Here is an 18,551-nt window from a genome sequence, read left to right as displayed (position 1 = left end):
CTATGGTAATAGTATTTTATCTTTTAGTTCATTGTCCCGATAAAATTCTACTTCTCCTTTTTCCCAATAGTTAACCATTATTTCTAAATCACCTTCTTGTGGATTTACTATATTATCAAAGACAGTTCTTTGACCACCTAAATCTTTGACTATTACCCTTAATACATATGGTTTATCAATACCACTATTATTAACAGTAAAGGTTCTCGTCTTTTCTTGAAAAGGTCTTGCAACAAGATCGATAGTTGTTACCCCCGGTTGTACCAATGGGTTATCTTGATGAGAGTGTCTAATAACAATTCCAGAAGGAGAATTTCCCTGACTTGGTTCATAAGTAACAAATCTAACAGAGACATTAAGATATGAAAGTAGCTCTTTTGCTTCTTCTACTGTTAGACCTATAAGGTTTGGTAATTCTACTGATCGAGGGCCTGAACTTATTATCAAAGTTATAGTTTCACCTTTTAATAGGTTTCCTCCTAAAGGTAGTTGTCTAATAACCCTTCCTTCTTGTACAGTTTCGCTATTTTCCCTTTCAATATTTACCTTTAAACCTGCTTGTTCAATAGTTATTTTTGCAATCCTCTCTTCTTCTCCAACTACATCGGGAACTGTAACAAATTCTGGGCCACTACTTAATGTCAGAGCAATTTCCCTTCCCTTTTTTACCCTTGTATTTGGTATTGGATGTTGATATACAACATGATTTACCGGTATTTCAGCATGATATACATCTTCAGTTATGGTATAATTTAAACCTTTTTCCCTTAAAATAGCAATAGCGTCATTTAAACGTAACCCTTCAACATTAGGTACTACTACTTCCGGTACATGTAAAAGGTTTCTAATACCAAAATAAGCTAGTATCGGTAAAACTATTAACAATATAACTATACTTGTAATCAAAATACCTTTTCTAATTTTTTTCTTTTTATTAGTTGAATTTTTCTCTTTTTTCTCTTCAACTGGCATCTGAGCATTAATACCATTTATACCATTAAAAACTTGGGTCTGTTGAGCAGTGGTATCAGGGATTTTAACATCTACTTTACCATATTTAAGCCAACTTTGAATATCATCTAGTAAATCTCTGATGTTATTATATCTAACATCTCTATTTTTTTGTAGACATTTTTCCACTATTTTAGCTATATCCTCAGGTATATCGGGCTTGATTTCCCTAATAGGTTTTACTTTTTCTTGAATATGTTTTATTGCAATGGAAATAGGACTTTCGCCATCAAAGGGTAATTGACCAGTTAACATTTCATACATTACTATTCCTAAAGAATAAATATCTGATTGAACACCGGCATAAGAACCCTTTGCCTGTTCCGGTGAAAAATAATGAACAGAACCCATAATTGAACCAGTATTTTGTACTGTTAAAGTATTGCTTGTTATTGCCTTTGCAATACCAAAATCCGTTACTTTCACAGACATATTTTTTGTTAATAATATATTATGGGGTTTAATATCCCTATGGATAATAGAATTATCATGGGCATGGGCTAATGCTTCTGCAACTTCTTTAGCAATCTTCATAGCCTCTTTAGGTTCTAATACACCTTTGTTTTGTATATATTCTTTAAGTGTCATTCCATCAATATATTCCATGACTATAAAATAATCAGACTTATCTTGACCTACATCATATATTCCTACAATATTAGGATGGGATAAACTAGCAGATGATTGAGCTTCTCTACGAAACTTTTTAACAAATTCTTCATCATGGGCAAATTGAGGACGTAAAACTTTTACAGCTACGATACGGTTTAATAGGGTACAACGGGCTTTATAAACTATAGCCATTCCTCCGCCACCGATTTTCTCAAGTATCTGATACCTATTAGCTAATTTCCGTCCAATCATCTAGTTCACCCCTCCTTCATAGGAAATTATTATCAATGAGATATTATCATTTCCTCCCCGATTTAATGCAGTTTCCAATAATTTTTCAGCACAATCTTCTATTTGATAATTTTGTAACATTAAGGATATTTCATCATTTGTTACTAAATTAGTCAATCCATCTGAACATAGTAAAATAATATCATTAGATTCAATAGGTTGATTTAAAACTTGAATTTCAATTTCCTTTGCTGTACCTACGGCTTGTGTCAAAATATTCTTTCTTGGATGGTTATTAGCTTCTTCCTTAGTAATATCTCCTAAATTTATAAGCTCTTGAACAAAAGAATGATCAGTGGTAAGCTGGCAAAGTTCTTTGCCCCTTAATAAATATGCCCTGCTATCACCAACATGGCCGACATATAGCATATTATTGCTGATTAGTCCTAATGTCAAAGTGGTTCCCATTCCTGTTAATTCAGGTGTTAATAAACTATAGTTATATAAATGGGAATTAACCTCTTCAATCCAAGTTTTAATTTGAATAACTTCACTTGAGTTAATTTTCATTTCTAACAAATTTACTGCCATTTCGCTTGCTAATTCCCCGCCATTATGACCACCCATACCATCTGCTACTATCCCATATATTCCGAGAGGACATTTTCCAGTCTTGATAAAGTCTTGATTTTGTTCTCTAACTAAACCAGTATGGGTCTTTTTAACAATTTTCATTAAATCACCCCATTTCCCCCTAACTCTTCTTTCTCAACTGACCACAGGCTGCATCTATATCTGAACCTAATTCTCTTCTTATAGTAACTTCAAAGCCAATGTCCATAAGAACTTTTTGAAAACGTTCAATTGCCTTATCGGAACTTCTTTCCATCTTTTTATTATATGAGTTGTTAATAGGTATTAAGTTAATATTACATAAAAGTCCTGATAAGACCTTTGCTAACTTAAAAGCATCTTTTTCTGTATCATTAAAACCTTTAATCATTGCATATTCTATTGTTACCCTTCTTTTAGTTTGGTCTACAAAGTACTTACAAGCAGTAATTAACTCCGAAATAGTATATCTTTTAGCAATAGGCATTATTTCTCGCCTTTTTTCATCATCAGAAGCATGTAAAGATAGAGCCAAAGTGATACCTAGACCTTCATCAGCCAGTCTATATATTTCTGGAACTAACCCTGCAGTTGATATTGTTATATTTCTAATTCCAATATTGAATGTTTCTTCTAAGTTGATAAAACGGATAAATTTCATAACATTTTCATAATTATCTAAAGGCTCCCCTATACCCATCAATACCATGTTGCTAATTCTTTTTTCTGTTAGTCTTTGTACTTGCCAAAATTGCTCTACCATTTCACTAGCTGATAAGTTTCTATAAAAACCTTCTGAGCCAGAATTACAAAAAACACACCCTAATTTACAACCAACTTGGGTGGAAATACAAATAGAAAGACCATGATTATATTCCATTAATACCGTTTCTACAGAACTTCCATCTCTAAATTTAAATAAATATTTAACTGTTCCATCTTTAGATACTTGCTTATCTTTAATTACAGCTTCACCAATTACAAAATTATTACTTAACTCTTCTCTAAGTTTTTGAGGTAAATTATTCATTTCCATAAAATTATTTACTCTTTTTTTATAAATCCAATCAAATATTTGTTTTATCCTAAATTTTTGCGTAATATATGGTGCCATTTTTTCTGCCAACTGTTCTTCATTTAATCCTAGAACATTTATCATATCTTTCACCTCAATTTTTTTAATTTAGCAATATAAAAACCATGACAATTATGGATATGTGGATAAAGCTTGATTTCTTCATCTAATTGAAAATCTCCATGTGTTTTTAAAAAGTTTAATATCATTTCTTCATTTTCTTTTTTTGTTAAAGTACAAGTAGAATATACTAACGTCCCATTTACTTTTAATAATTCCCCTGCATTTTGTAATAACTTCCACTGAATTTGAGTTATTTCTTTAATATCTTCCCTTTTTTTGTTCCATTTTATATCTGGTTTACTACTAATTACTCCAAGACCACTACATGGAGCATCTAATAATATTTTGTCAAACTTTTCTTTACCTAAATGTTTTACCCCTTCAGTACCATCTAATAACAGGGTAGTTATTATATTAATTCCTAATTTTTCCGAAGCTTCTTCAATTAATTTTAATTTATGAGGATGGATATCGCAACTCAAAACTTCACCTTGATTTTCCATTAGTTGAGCTATATAAGTACTTTTTCCACCCGGGGCAGCACACATATCTAAAACCTTATCGCCCCGTTTAGGGTCTAAAACTTCTACTGCTTTAATTGAACTTTGATCTTGAATTATGCATAATCCTGATTGTAAAAAATTTTCTATTTTACTTACAGGTGTCTTCATTTCTAATAATATACCGTTCTGGCAAATAGATGATAATTGACTTTCTATGCCTATTTCCTTTAATTTACGGATAAATTCATCTATAGATATACGCAAAGTATTAACCCTTAAAGTAAGGGGTAGTGGTTGATTGAGGGAATTACAAAAACTTTCCAATTCACTGGCATCTTTAAACAGTCCCTTAAACTCTTCAACCATCCATTCAGGGAGCGAGTATTTAACTGATATGTATTTTATAAAATCATCTTTAGGTAAATCTATACCTTTTTCTTTATCCCTAATAATATTTCGCAAAACTCCATTGACAAAATTTCCTTTAGAGTTGCCTCCCCTTTTTTTGGCAATCTTTACCCCTTCTGAAACTATAGCAAAATGGGGCATATCTAAAAATAACAATTGATATGCAGATAATAACAGCAAATTTTTCAACCAAAAGGGTTGTTTATGGGGTCTTTTTACATATTTTGATAAAACATATAAAAGATATTTTTTATGGGTTATAACTCCATAGACAATATTGGTAAATAAACCTTTATCTTCAGTAGTAAAGGAATATTTATTTATATATTCCTTTACTACTAAATTTGAATAAGCATTATCCTTTTCTACTATTATTAGTGCGTTTAAACAATGCTCCCTAATATTCATTTTTTCACCTAATCTCTTCTATTTCTTAAAAGTAAAAGCCTTAATATTTGAGCTAATGCCACGGCAGTAGCAGCAACATAAGTTAAAGCAGCTGCATCTAAAACCCTTTTAGCTCCCCTTTCTTCATCAGGATAGATAAAACCAGCAGCTGATAACATTGCCATTGCTCTACTTGATGCATTAAATTCAACAGGTAATGTTATAATTTGGAACAATACTGCAAAACTAAAAAGGGCAATACCTACTTCCATCAATATCCCTGAACCGAAGAAAAAACCAGCCAAAAATAGAGGCATGGCCATTTGACTGCCAATTTGGGCTACAGGAAAAATGTTATTTCTAAAAGTTAAGAAAAAGTAACCATTGGCATGCTGGCTAGCATGTCCCGTTTCATGGGCAGCAATACTCAAAGCTGCTAAAGAATTACCATGATAAACTTCCCTAGAAAGCCTTACTTTTTTACTTCGGGGATCATAATGGTCAGTTAAATGTCCACCTGTCAATTCCACATCTACATCATAAAGTCCCATGTCATCTAAAAGTTTCCTTGCCACTTGAGCTCCTGTAAAACCTTTTTTCGAAAAAACTCTAGCATATTTATTATATGTGCTTTTTACCTTACTTTGTGCATATAAAGCAAATAACATTGCTGGTAAAACAAAAATTATCATTCCTTGGTCTAAGAACATACTATTCAACCTCCTTAAGTAAAAATTTTAAACCTTCTTCTAACCTATTTAAATCTACTCCAGTATTATAACAGGGACCAAAAGGTCTTAAATTCAAAATCCCGATTACTGGTAAAGGATCAGTATCAATAATTCCACTTGATAAATCCCTTTCGCAAGCTACTGCAACAACACTTTTAGGTTTCATTTCTTTAATAAGTTTTCTAGCTACAGTTCCTCCAGTAGCTATAGCTAATTTTACATTATATTTCTGTGTAAGGTCAATAATATCACCTACCTGGCAATTTCCACACTTTTTACAATTACTAACATCAGTTGTAATTTTATGGCTACAAGGTGCATTTTGAATACAATGGGGTAAAAGAACTAATACTTCATCGGGAGCAAATTTATTTTTTAAGTTATTTAATAAAAGCTCATTATTGATTTCTATAAAAGAACCTTTAACTTTATCTTTATCAATCTTAATAATAGAACACATAGCCATTATTATTGGGTATAAAAACTTAATACTACTTTTAATTAGTGGGTTAAATGATCCTATTGTTTTACCATAATGTATTTTATGAACCAGCAAAAATATTCCTAATAAAAATATTATACTTAAGGAAAATAATAATCCTAAAATAAACCATAAGAGGATTTTTATAATATAATTATTACTTATCAATGCTGACCAAATTATAGATATGATAAAGAAAAACAAAACTAGTGCAGAAACCATTAATAAAACAAATAATCTCTTATTATAATTATTCAAATTTTTCTCCTCGCTTTATTTTGTAACCATTTACATAAGAATAGCTATCCATTTTATCTTTATTTGCTGGTTGAACTTCTTTGATTAAAATACTACCTTCTCCAGTCTCTACAACTATTCCTTCTTTTGTAATTTCCACTATAGTCCCTGGCTCTTGGCATTCTGAATATTCTCGATAAATTTCTCCAGAAATTATCTTTAATCTATCTCCCTTGATATGGGTATAAGTCCCTGGCCAAGGGTTAAGCCCCCTTAATTTATTATAAATATTTTTCGCAGGTAAATTCCAATCTATAAGCCCCATTTCTTTTGTCACCATAGGTGCGTAGGTAGCTAAATCTTCTTGTTGTTTTTCTGGTTTTAGAGTCCCTTCTTCCAATTCCTCTAAAGTTTTTATTAAAAGGTCTGCTCCTATTTGGGCTAGCTTTTCATGTAATGTTTCTACATTATCCCCTTCCTCTATAGGAATTTCCCTTTTTAATAACATATCCCCTGTATCCATACCTTCATCCATCAACATTGTAGTAACACCTGTTGTTTTTTCCCCATTAAGTAGTGCCCAGTGAATAGGGGCAGCCCCCCTATATTTAGGCAATAAAGAACCGTGTACATTTATACAGCCTTTTTTAGGGATATCTAATACTATTTTAGGTAAGATTTTTCCATAAGCGACAACTACAAAAACATCGGCATTTAACTTTTTTAATGTTTCAATAAAATCAGCATTACCTTTAATTTTTTCTGGTTGTAAAACTAAGGTCCCATGGGATAAGGCAAGTTCTTTAACTGGAGAAAAGGAAACTTTTTGTCCTCTACCCCGCTTTTGATCTGGTTTAGTGACAACGGCGACTATTTCATGTTTTGATAGATATAGCTTTTCTAAAGTCGGTACTGCAAATTCAGGTGTTCCCATAAATATAATTCTCATTGTCATCACCTAACCCTCTATAAATTTTTCTACTTTATCAGTAAATAATACACCGTTTAAATGGTCTATTTCGTGTTGTAATGCCCTAGCTAATAATCCAGATCCCATTATCTTTCTTTTCTTGCCTTCCCTATCTAATCCTTCCACTATAACTTCCTTTGCCCGAGTAACTTCACCATAGACCCCAGGAATACTTAAGCACCCCTCTACATCCCTATCTTGACCCTTAGATTTAATGATTTTAGGGTTAATCAGTTCAATTGCTTCTCCTTCTTCTGAAATTTTCACTACTATAACCCTTTTTAAAACCCCTATTTGGGGAGCTGCCAAACCAATACCATTATAATCTTCCATGGTATCTAGCATATCATCTAATAAAGTAATTATTTCTTCATTTATATCCTTTACTTCTTTAGATCTTTTCCTTAACAAAGGTTCACTATCCTTTAATACTTTTCTAACTGCCATAATATCGCCTCCTAAATTAATGTCCCTGGATCTATGTCCACTTTTATACTAGTCACATTATTCTTGATGTATTTTTTAAAATTATAACTATTAATTACATCTAATAGTGCAGATCCTTTCGGAAATTTTATTATTAAAATATACCTATACAATCCCCTTATTTTGGTGATAGCTGGAACTACCGGACCTAGAATTTGTATATCCTCACTTAAATTATTGATTTTAGGTTTCAGTGAATTATAAATCTGATCTATCGCCTTTTTACCATCTCCCTCAACCTTTGCCATCACTTCAATTTTTGCTAGACGAGTAAAGGGAGGATATTTTAGACTTTCCCTAATTTTCAACTCTTGATGATAAAATTCTAGGTAATTATATGTTGCACTATTTTTAATACTATAATGTTCTGGCGTGTAAGTTTGTAGAATAACTTTTCCATTGAGTTCTGCCCTACCGGCCCTTCCTGCCACTTGAGTTATTAACTGAAAGGTTTTTTCTGAGCTCCTAAAATCGGGGAAATTGAGGGATAAGTCTGCTAAAATTATTCCCACTAATGTCACTTTCGGAAAATCAAATCCTTTAGCTATCATTTGAGTTCCTACTAATACATTGGCTTTACCCTCATTGAACATTTGGTAAACTTCATTATAGCTTGATGCTGTAGTCATTGTATCATTATCCATTCGGATAACTCTTCCATTAGGAAAATGTTTTTCTATTTCCTCTTTTAATTTTTCAGTTCCTAAGCCATTGAAACGCAAATGTTTTCCTTTACATTTCGGACAAAATTTAGGGCTAGTTAAAGAATAATTACAGTAATGACAAATCAAAAAATTTCCTTTATGATGGGAAGTTAAATTTACATCACAATGGGGACACTTAAAAGTAAAACCACAATTTCTACACAAAGTAGTAGCAGAAAATCCCCTTTTATTAAGAAAAAGAATAACTTGTTCTCCCCGCTGTAAAGTTTCGTTGATAGAATTATATAAAAGTCTACTAAAAATACTTTTATTCCCTTGTATAAGCTCTTCTTTCATATCCACAATATTTATGTTAGGTAGAGCCCTATTATTTGCCCTATTTGTTAGTTCCAATAATTTATAATATCCATTTTGGGCATAATAATAACTTTCTACACTAGGTGTAGCACTACCTAAGAGTAAAACACCCTTTTCTTGACTAATTCTGTATTCTGCCACATCTTTTGTAACATACCTAGGCTGAACCTCTTGTTTATATGTTGATTCATGTTCTTCATCAATAATAATAACACCTAAGTTCTTAAAAGGAGCAAATACTGCGCTTCTAGCTCCTACCACTATCTTTACTTTTCCATCTTTAATTTTTAACCATTCATCAAATTTTTGTGCTTCAGAAAGTCCTGAATGTAGAACCGCCACTTTATCTCCAAATCTACTTTTAAACCTTGATACCATCAAAGGAGTTAAGGCAATTTCAGGAACTAATATAATAACATCTTTTCCACTATTAACAACATGCTGAGTAAACTGAAGGTATATTTCTGTTTTTCCGCTACCGGTTATTCCTTTAAGTAAAAAAATTTCTTTATTACCACTATCAAAGGCCTTAACCAACTGGTCAAAGGCTTTTTTTTGTTCTTCATTTAATATTTTAACACCATTTTCTTCAGATAAGTTGATAAATTCCGGTTCCCTGAAAACCCTTTTTTCCCTTACCTTTACATAACCTTTATCTATAAAAGTTTTAGCTGCATTTCTTAAAGGTGTAGGTAAATCCGATAAAGACAACCATTCTTGATTTGTTAACAGTTCTAACAATTCATGTTGTCTTAGGGCAGTAACTGGGAGGGTAATTTCTTCTTGTTCTACATCTAGTGAAATTTCTTGATCTATTTTTTCTTGAATATTTGTTTTTATATCAATCTTTTTTTCTAATATCCCTTCTGATAAACAACGTAATATTTCTTCCTTTGTCACTTTTAAATTATTTATAATTTCCCCTAATGTCCTTGGTTTTTTAAAAAAAAGATTAAAATCTTCATCAGATGTTTTTTTTACTAAGTAATACTTTTCTGTAAATTGAAGTTTTACTCCCCTAGGAAGCATACTTTGAATACAGGAAAAAAGGGAAGAGTTATAATTGTATGACATCCATTTAGCTAAATCAATTAACTTTCTGTCTAATATAGAAGGATACTCAAAGACATTTTCAATTTCCTTTAATTTATACTGACTTTCCTCTATTTTGTCGAGAAAATTTACTACAAAACCCTGTAAAGTCCGATTGCCAAAAGGAACAATAACACGACTCCCTATTTCAATATAATTCACCAGGTGATTTGGTATGGCATAATAAAACGTTTTATCTATATCTTTTAGAGGACAGTCTACTACTACCTCGGCAATATTCACCATGTCCTTCACTCCATTTCATTCTATTAGATAATTATACCATATTCACCCTTATTTTTTAAAAGAGTTTATAAAAAATTTACTGTTAAATAAAAAATGCCACTATCTTTTATAATAGTGGCTTAAAAATAATTATACCAAATACTTAACTAAATTTACCATTAACACTAATACACCTATAACAATTAACAGACGTAAAATAACATTTTTCCCTATTTGCCCACCCATATTTATCCTCCTTTATTATTTTTCACTGATACTTTAATTTATTATATCATAAAATTTCCGAAAATTGTTTTAAGTGAAAAAATAAACTTTTCTAAAAAAAACAAGCTATTATGAGCTTGTTTCTAAAAATTCTATGGTTTTTTTTAAAATATTTATCGCACATTCCCTTTTTTCTAGTTTAGGGTAAGAAATTTTTTCACCTTTATTTGTAATAATTTGGATTATATTAGTGTCATTAGCAAAACCACTATCCTTTTGCCCGATTTCATTAACAACGATCATATCCAAATTTTTAGATTTCAGTTTTTCAATGGCGTATTCTTCTAAATTATTAGTTTCAGCGGCAAAACCAACTAAAACTTGATGTTTTTTTAATTTACCTAATTCCAATAATATATCAGGATTTTTAACAAGTTCAATATTTACCTCTTGTTGTTTTTTAAGTTTTTTATCTGAATATGTTTTTGGTCTATAATCAGAAACAGCTGCTGCTTTTATTACTATATCTATATCTCCATAATATTTTAATACTTCTTCAAACATCTCATTAGCTGTTTCAATATAGATAACTTTTACTCCTTTAGGGGGAGATATATTGGTAGGTCCACTTATCAAAATAACATCTGCACCCATTTTTTTAGCTTCCTGGGCAATAGCATAACCCATTTTACCACTAGAATAATTGGTGATAAATCTAAATGGATCCAATGGCTCTCTAGTTGGCCCAGCAGTTACTAAAACCTTTTTCCCTTTTAATGGAGTCCCTTGATCCTTAACTGTCAATAGTTCTTCAATATATTCTAAAATTTCCTGTGGCTCTGCCATTTTACCTTTACCAATATCGCCACAAGCTAACCTTCCTTCTGAAGGTTCAATAAATAAATAACCTAATTGTTTTAAAGTAGCAATATTTCTTTGAACTATCGGATTTTCATACATATTTGTATTCATGGCAGGAGCAAATACTACAGGAGCTTTAGTAGCCATTATAGTAGTTGATAATAAATCATCGGCAATGCCAGAACATACTTTTCCTATAATATTAGCAGTGGCAGGTGCTATAAGAAAAACATCTGCCCTTTTAGCTAGAGCAATATGTTCTGTATTCCACTGAGGAATATTAAACATATCTAAATAGACAGGGTTTTGGGAAAGGGATTGAAAAGTAGTTTCTGTTACAAACTTTCTACCATGTTCAGTTAAAATTACATGAACATCGTAGTTTGCTTTTTTTAGTTTACTAACCAAATCAGCAGCCTTATAAGCAGCAATGCCACCAGTTACTCCTAATACCACAACACCTTTTTTCCCCATTGTTTTTTCTCCTATTTGAATTTATTTTCCTTCAACCTCTTATACAGAATTTTACCATCCATTATTTCCTGGAGGGCAACACTAATACTTTTACGATTTTTAGCCTCAGAGTAGTTTTCATCAGCCAATAATTCCCTTGCCCTTTTAGCTGCTATTACTACTAAAGAATATTTACTATCAACTTTTTTTAGTAATTCATCGATAGATGGATAGATCATTTTAAATATTCCTCCTTTAGAACTTTATTTCTATTTACTTTACATTTTTCGGCAATTATAATAGCTTTAATTTTGTTTACTGCATTTTCTACTTCATCATTTAAAACAACATAGTTATAGTTTTCCACTTGCTCAATTTCACCTTGAGCTGCAGCTAAACGTTTTTGGATTACATCTTTAGTTTCTGTACCCCTTTTATAAATTCTATTGCATAGTTCTTCCATTGAAGGAGGTAGTAGAAATATAAAAACTCCATTGGGAAAATTTTTAAAAATTTGTTTAGCACCATTGACGTCAATTTCTAAAATTACATCTTGACCTGATTTAATAGTTTCTATTACGAAATCTTTAGGTGTTCCATAATAATTATCATAGACTTTAGCCCATTCTAATAGTTGATCATTTTTAATCATTTCTTCAAATTCTTCAACACTAGTAAAAAAATAGTTTACACCATGTTGTTCTCCAACCCTAGGTTTTCTAGTAGTAACTGAAACGGAGTATTTTAAATCTTTTACTTCTTGTAATAAAGCTTTACATACTGTCCCTTTACCGGCTCCAGATGGCCCGGAAATAACTAATAATAAACCTTCCTGTTGCATCTTATCCTCTCCCTTATTCTTCAATTTCACTAGCTTGATTATTCTCTTTACTCTGTAAACGCTGAGCTACCGTTTCTGGTTGAACTGCCGAAAGAATAACATGTTCACTATCAGTAATAATTACTGCCCTTGTTCTTCTACCATATGTAGCATCAATCAATACACCTTTATCTCGAGCATCTTGAATTATTCTTTTTATGGGAGCTGATTCAGGGCTTACTATAGCTATTATTCGATTTGCAGCAACTATATTGCCAAATCCGATATTTATAAGTTTAATCTCCATTTGAAACCTCCATAATTTTTCTATTTTAGTTCTACTCTATATTTTGAATTTGTTCCCTTATTTTCTCAACTTCTCCTTTAAGTTCTACTACCAATTTTGCAATTTGATAATTATTAGCCTTTGAACCTATAGTATTTATCTCACGATTTATTTCTTGCAAAAGAAAATCTAATTTTCTCCCAACACTTTCCTTTTTATACAGAGATTCATTAAATTCTACCATATGACTTTCTAACCTAATGATCTCCTCAGTAATGTTACACCTTTCTGCAAAAAGGGCTATTTCTGCTAACAACCTGTTTTCATCAAATTCAAGTCCTTCTATTTTTAATTTATTAACCCTTTGATATAATTTTTCTCTATATTCTTCCACTACTAAAAGGGAGTATTCCTTAATATTTTGGATTAAATTATTAATATATCCTATACGTTCTTCTATATCTACTTTTAATCTTTGACCTTCTGAAAATCTCATTGTATCAAACTCATCTAGGGCATTTCTAAGGGCAAATAATATTTGTTCTTTAACTAAACTTTCCTCAATTATACCTCTTCTATCCATTATAACTCCGTCAACTAACAATAAACTTTGTATATTCACAGGAGCATCCAAATTTAGCTCTTCAGAAATATTTCTTACTTGTTCCACTAAGCTTAAGAGAAATTCTTTATTGATCTCTTGACCTGTTGGCTGTAAATTATTTTTCCCCTTTAACCTTACCTCAACTCTTCCCCTTTTTATATAAGACTTAATAAGTAATTTCATTTCCTCTTCAACAAAGGAAAAGTCATCAGGTATTTTTACAACTATATCTAAATAGCGATTATTAACACCCTTTATTTCTAAAGAAAATACATCGGTCCCTAATTCCACTAATTGCCGAGAAAAACCTGTCATACTTTTTATCATTTGCCTTCACCTTCCTGTTGTTAATTTTATCTAAATATCCTTTAAAATTCAAGGTTATTCTAAAAAAAGTCAAGTCTTCCTAAGAATATTTTTAGGAAGACTTTATTAGCACCTTTTATCTATTACTATGAACTGGTTTAAATATAGCTTTAAAGAGTAATTTAATCATTTGCAATATGTAAGGAACCATAACTATTCCTATAATCAATAACCAATCCTCTATGTTTAGCGGTTTTGTTCCAAAAACTTTTTGCAAAGTAGGAAAATATATCACAATCATTAGTAAAATAAAGGAAGAAAAAACAGCAAAGATTAGATACAAATTATTGAATATATTTACTTCAAATATACTTTTCCTTTCACTTTTACATTCAAAAACATGAAAAAGTTGAACAACTATTAATGTAGAGAAAGCCATAGTTCTAGCAAAATCTAAATTACCATAGGATTTTCTATATCCTAATATAAACAAAGTTAATGTTATAAATCCTATACTTATTCCTTTGGTTAAAATTTTAAAGTCTAAACCATTACTAAATACACTTTCATCTTTGCTTCTTGGTTTTCTTAACATTATATCTTTTTCACCCTTTTCTAACCCTAATGCCAATGCTGGTAGTCCATCTGTTACTAGGTTAACCCATAAAATTTGGATTGGCCTCAAAGGTAGAGGTAAACCCATTAACATAGCTAAAAACATCGTCATTATTTCTCCAATGTTACAAGATAGTAAAAATCTGATGAACTTTCGAATATTATCATAGATTCCCCTACCCTCTTCTACAGCTTCTACAATGGTAGCAAAATTATCATCTGTTAAAATCAGGGAAGCGGCTTCTTTAGTTACCTCTGTTCCTGTGATTCCCATGGCTATACCAATATCAGCTTCTTTTATAGCTGGACCATCGTTAATTCCATCTCCTGTCATTGCCACAACATGCCCTTTTTTCTTTAAAGCTTTTACAATTTTTAATTTATGTTCTGGTAAAACCCTAGCAAATACATATACATCATCAATAATTTCCAATAGTTCATCATCGGACATTGAATTCATTTCTTCTCCTGTAACTACTCTTCCATAAGATGGTAATATGTTTAATTGTTTCGCAATTGCCACTGCTGTTTCTTTATGATCCCCAGTAATCATTACTGTTTTAATTCCTGCATGCTTACATTTCTCTACTGCAGAATAGACTTCTTCACGGGGTGGATCTGAAATGGCACAAATTCCAACAAAAACCATATCTTTTTCCACATTATTATCACTAGAATATAAATTATAACTTAAAGCTAAGGTCCTATATCCTTCACTAGCGAATTGAGATATAACCTTTTTTATTTTTTCTTTATATTCCCAACTCAAAGTTTTTTCTAAACCATTTTCTAATATTCTATTACACCTATCTAGAATAATATCTGGCGCCCCTTTTGTGTAACTATAGAATCCCTTTGAATTTTGAACTACAACACTCATCATCTTTCTTGAAGAATCAAATGGATATTCTTTTATTATTTTATATTCCTCTAATACTTTTTCTCGCCAATAATCGACCTTTGCAGCCATAACCAATAAAGCACCTTCGGTGGGATCACCATCAATACTCCATTGTTCTTTATCTCTTCTAAATAGACCTTTAATTTCAATATTTTTTTTAAAAAGCCTTGTAGTATTACATAATACGGCAATTTCCATTAACTTTTGAACCATCTTATTATCTTTAGTAACAACTTTATTTTTTTCTAATAATTGACCTTGGGGATTATAACCGTTTCCAGTAATATCTATATATTTGTTATCTAGAAAAATTTTTTCTACTGTCATTTTATTTTGAGTTAAAGTTCCAGTTTTATCACTACAAATCACAGTGGCACATCCTAATGTTTCAACTGCTGGCAACTTTCTTACTATTGCTCTTCTCTTTAACATTCTTTGAACACCAATAGCAAGACAAACAGTAACTATAGCAGGTAAACCTTCAGGAATAGCGGCAACTGCCAAACTTACCCCTGCTAAAAACATCTTATAAATTTCTTCTCCCCGCCAAATACCTAAAAGTACAACCATAACACTAACTACTAAACAGATAGACACTAGTACTTTGCCAAGTTGTGCTAATCTTTTTTGTAAAGGAGTAGGTTCATTCTCTGCCTTTTGTATCATTCTGGCTATTTTCCCCATAGCCGTGTTCATCCCTGTGGCAATTACTACCCCAGTACCCCTACCTTTTGTTACAGATGTTCCCATAAAACAAGCATTAACCGCTTCAGCTATATTTTTACCTTCTACTAATAAAGAACTATCTTTTTGAACTGGTACTGATTCTCCAGTAAGGGCAGCTTCATCTACCTCTAAAGAATAGGTTTCAATTAACCTTAAATCTGCAGGAACTTTATCACCACTGGTTAAAAAAACTATATCTCCAACTACTAAATCTTTAGTATCAACATGAATAATTCGACCATCCCTTAATACTTTAGCTTTCGGTGAGGTTAGTTTAGCTAAAGCTTGTAATGATTTTTCAGCTTTGTATTCTTGAACAAAACCTAATATTGCATTAATAAAAATAATCACTAAAATAGTTATAGCATCATAATATTCCCCTAAAACTAGTGATATTAAAGTAGCAGCTAATAAAATCAAGACCATAGGATCTTTAAATTGGCTCACAAAAATACTTATACCCGATATCCCTTGATTTTTCTCTAATAAATTCTCCCCATCTTTTTTTAGTCTTTGGAGATGGTTTTTAGAAGATAACCCTTTTTGAAAATCAGTTTGTAATTTCAATTGTAACTCTTTTAATGAAATATCATACATATCCTTGACCTCCACATTTCCTTCTACAAATTTTTATGCAAAAATTGAGGAAATATAACTTTCTTTTGACTAATCCCTTTAGATTAGCTACACTATAACTAAATAAAAAACAAAGTTTAAAGGAAAATTTAATAAAACTTGTCATTAGGAGGAGTTTTGATGTTTGATATACTTTTTTTAGATAAATATACAAAAGAGATTAGGGAATATCTCACAAATGCTAGAGTTGATAAAATATATCAACCAGAAAGTTTGGAATTGACCCTAGTACTGAGAAAACCTGGAGAAACCCTTAATTTGAGAATAGATTGCAGTGCCAATAACCACCATTTAAGAATTACTAATAAAATCCTGGAAAATCCCAGCACTCCCTCTTCCTTTTGCATGTTATTAAGGAAATACCTATCAGGAAGTAAGATTAAAGATATTGAAATGATAAAGGATGAAAGAATTATTAATATAATCTTTCAGGGACGTCACCCCAATGGCTATGTGACTTCTTGGGTACTATCCATTGAATTGATGGGAAAGCATAGTAATGTAATTTTTTATGATCAAGAAGAACAAATTGTCTTAGGAGTTTTAAAACCTACAAACTCTCAAACTAGGGAGCTAAAGGTTGGTATTCTTTATCAACACCCCCCTAAACAAGTTAAAATTACCTGGGAAAACTTAAATTATAAAAATTTAATGTTACATGTTTTAGGTGATGAAAAACTAACTTTAGATAAAATAATGGTTAAATATTTTCCCTTAGCAAGCCCTATTCTGGTAAAAGAATTTATTTATAAACACCAAATTTCCAACGTATTTTTTAAAGAGCTAGAAGAACAACAGATTAAAGAGTTAATAGAACATTACCACAATTTTATAAACAATTTAACCTATGAACCTATAATGTATTATCAAAATGAACAACCTTGGGATTTTTACTGTACAGACCTTAACTGTCTATCAAAGGATTATCAGATAAAAAAATACCCTGATTATATAACTTTAGTCCGTGACTTTTATGACTACAAAGAAGATAAGCTAAAACTAGAAAATAACAAAAATTTATTAATAAAAACTATTAATAAATACCAAAAAAAATTAACAAAAAAATTGGGACTACTTAATGAAGAATTGAACCAATATCAAGATTTCCATAAATACAAAGAAATTGGCGATTTGCTAATGGCTAATCTCCACCAAATAAAAAAAGGAATGGCTGAAATTACTCTATTTAACTTTTATACATCAAGAGAAGAAAGGATAAAGTTAGATCCTAGCTTATCACCTATTGCTAATTGTCAAAATTACTACAAAAAACATTCTAAAGGAAAACGTGGCCTTGAAATAGTTAAAGAAAATATTGAAAGTGTGCAGAAGGAAATTGATTACTTGGATTCATTGATTCACTTTATTTCTGAAGCTGATAACAGTACACTCCAAGAAATTGAACAAGAACTAATTAAGGAAAATTACCTAAAACCAAAAGTTAAATCAACAAAAAAAGATAGAGAATCTTCACAATCTCTACCTTTAGAATTTACTTCTACCGATGGATATAAAATTTTAGTTGGTAAAAATAATAAACAAAATGACCTGTTAACTTTAAAAATTGGAAAAAAGGGAGATCTTTGGCTACATACCAAAGATTTCCCCGGAAGCCATGTAGTTGTTAAAAATGGTACTAAAGCCCCTGAAACCACTCTTTTAGAAGCTGCCAATTTTGCTGCCTATTTCAGTAAAGCTAAACATTCATCTAAAGTGGCGGTAGACTATACCGATATTAAAAATGTTTTTAAACCTAAAGGTGCAAAACCTGGTATGGTTAATTACGTAGATTTTAAGACTATCTATATTACACCTTCCCTCAATAACAACCTTTAATAAGAAGGTTATTACAGGTTGTAGACAAAGTCATTTTTTAAAGGCTGTGGTAATTAAACATTCTAACAAAGTCTCCGTCGAGATTTAAGGCTTCTATCTAAAAGGAAGAAGGGTACCGCTCTAATTCGCCGTCCAT

16 protein-coding genes are annotated in these 18,551 nt (G+C 31.1%); 1 reads left to right on the top strand and 15 read right to left on the bottom strand.

Annotated features, from left to right (window positions below; genetic code table 11):
• From pknB to BMX60_RS02780, 15 genes are all read right to left on the bottom strand, one after another.
• A complete protein-coding gene (gene pknB / locus BMX60_RS02850; protein WP_091348962.1) occupies positions 1-1,875 on the bottom strand; it encodes a Stk1 family PASTA domain-containing Ser/Thr kinase in 1,875 nt (624 codons plus the stop codon).
• Entirely contained in the window at positions 1,876-2,589 is a 714-nt protein-coding gene (locus tag BMX60_RS02845) for a Stp1/IreP family PP2C-type Ser/Thr phosphatase (RefSeq protein WP_091348961.1), read from the bottom strand.
• Between the two features lie 19 nt (positions 2,590-2,608).
• On the bottom strand, positions 2,609-3,625 hold the full coding sequence (gene rlmN, locus BMX60_RS02840; protein ID WP_091348959.1) for a dual-specificity RNA methyltransferase RlmN: 1,017 nt from the start codon (positions 3,623-3,625) through the stop codon (positions 2,609-2,611).
• 5 nt (positions 3,626-3,630) lie between these two features.
• Positions 3,631-4,923 carry a 16S rRNA (cytosine(967)-C(5))-methyltransferase RsmB gene (gene rsmB / locus BMX60_RS02835; protein ID WP_091348957.1) on the bottom strand — a complete coding sequence of 431 codons (1,293 nt, stop codon included), beginning with the start codon at positions 4,921-4,923 and terminating at the stop codon, positions 3,631-3,633.
• A gap of 8 nt (positions 4,924-4,931) precedes the next feature.
• Positions 4,932-5,612: a zinc metallopeptidase gene (locus BMX60_RS02830; protein ID WP_091348955.1), complete on the bottom strand. Its 681-nt coding sequence runs from the start codon at positions 5,610-5,612 to the stop codon at positions 4,932-4,934.
• Position 5,613: 1 nt separating this feature from the next.
• A complete protein-coding gene (locus tag BMX60_RS02825; RefSeq protein WP_091348953.1) occupies positions 5,614-6,372 on the bottom strand; it encodes a DUF116 domain-containing protein in 759 nt (252 codons plus the stop codon).
• Positions 6,365-7,306, bottom strand: a complete 942-nt coding sequence (fmt, locus tag BMX60_RS02820) for a methionyl-tRNA formyltransferase (protein ID WP_341422788.1) — start codon at positions 7,304-7,306, stop codon at positions 6,365-6,367. The genes BMX60_RS02825 and fmt overlap by 8 nt, the downstream gene beginning before the upstream one ends.
• Positions 7,307-7,309: 3 nt before the next feature.
• On the bottom strand, positions 7,310-7,768 hold the full coding sequence (def, locus tag BMX60_RS02815) for a peptide deformylase (protein WP_091348950.1): 459 nt from the start codon (positions 7,766-7,768) through the stop codon (positions 7,310-7,312).
• An 11-nt stretch (positions 7,769-7,779) separates the two neighbouring features.
• Positions 7,780-10,167 (bottom strand): primosomal protein N', encoded by a 2,388-nt coding sequence (priA, locus tag BMX60_RS02810; protein ID WP_091348948.1) that lies wholly within the window; start codon positions 10,165-10,167, stop codon positions 7,780-7,782.
• 333 nt (positions 10,168-10,500) lie between these two features.
• Entirely contained in the window at positions 10,501-11,706 is a 1,206-nt protein-coding gene (gene coaBC / locus BMX60_RS02805; RefSeq protein WP_091348947.1) for a bifunctional phosphopantothenoylcysteine decarboxylase/phosphopantothenate--cysteine ligase CoaBC, read from the bottom strand.
• Positions 11,707-11,717: 11 nt separating this feature from the next.
• Positions 11,718-11,924 (bottom strand): DNA-directed RNA polymerase subunit omega, encoded by a 207-nt coding sequence (gene rpoZ / locus BMX60_RS02800; RefSeq protein ID WP_091348945.1) that lies wholly within the window; start codon positions 11,922-11,924, stop codon positions 11,718-11,720.
• Positions 11,921-12,526, bottom strand: coding sequence for a guanylate kinase (gene gmk, locus BMX60_RS02795; RefSeq protein WP_091348943.1), 606 nt, complete (start codon positions 12,524-12,526; stop codon positions 11,921-11,923). Before gmk ends, rpoZ begins: the two co-directional genes overlap by 4 nt.
• 13 nt (positions 12,527-12,539) lie before the next feature.
• Positions 12,540-12,812: an extracellular matrix/biofilm regulator RemA gene (gene remA, locus BMX60_RS02790; RefSeq protein ID WP_091348941.1), complete on the bottom strand. Its 273-nt coding sequence runs from the start codon at positions 12,810-12,812 to the stop codon at positions 12,540-12,542.
• Between the two features lie 31 nt (positions 12,813-12,843).
• Positions 12,844-13,722: a YicC/YloC family endoribonuclease gene (locus tag BMX60_RS02785; RefSeq protein WP_091348939.1), complete on the bottom strand. Its 879-nt coding sequence runs from the start codon at positions 13,720-13,722 to the stop codon at positions 12,844-12,846.
• A 115-nt stretch (positions 13,723-13,837) separates the two neighbouring features.
• Entirely contained in the window at positions 13,838-16,540 is a 2,703-nt protein-coding gene (locus tag BMX60_RS02780) for a calcium-transporting P-type ATPase, PMR1-type (RefSeq protein WP_091348938.1), read from the bottom strand.
• Between the two features lie 159 nt (positions 16,541-16,699).
• Here BMX60_RS02780 and BMX60_RS02775 point away from each other — a divergent pair, with 159 nt between their 5' ends.
• Complete coding sequence (locus BMX60_RS02775) at positions 16,700-18,415, top strand: Rqc2 family fibronectin-binding protein (protein WP_091348936.1); 1,716 nt, start codon at positions 16,700-16,702, stop codon at positions 18,413-18,415.
• Positions 18,416-18,551 lie beyond the last annotated feature (136 nt).

The sequence above is a fragment of the Anaerobranca gottschalkii DSM 13577 genome (assembly GCF_900111575.1).
Classification (GTDB): Bacteria; Bacillota; Proteinivoracia; order Proteinivoracales; family Proteinivoracaceae; genus Anaerobranca; species Anaerobranca gottschalkii.
The sequence above is the reverse complement of the archived record's forward strand: the minus strand, read 5'-3'. Positions and strand labels throughout refer to the sequence as shown.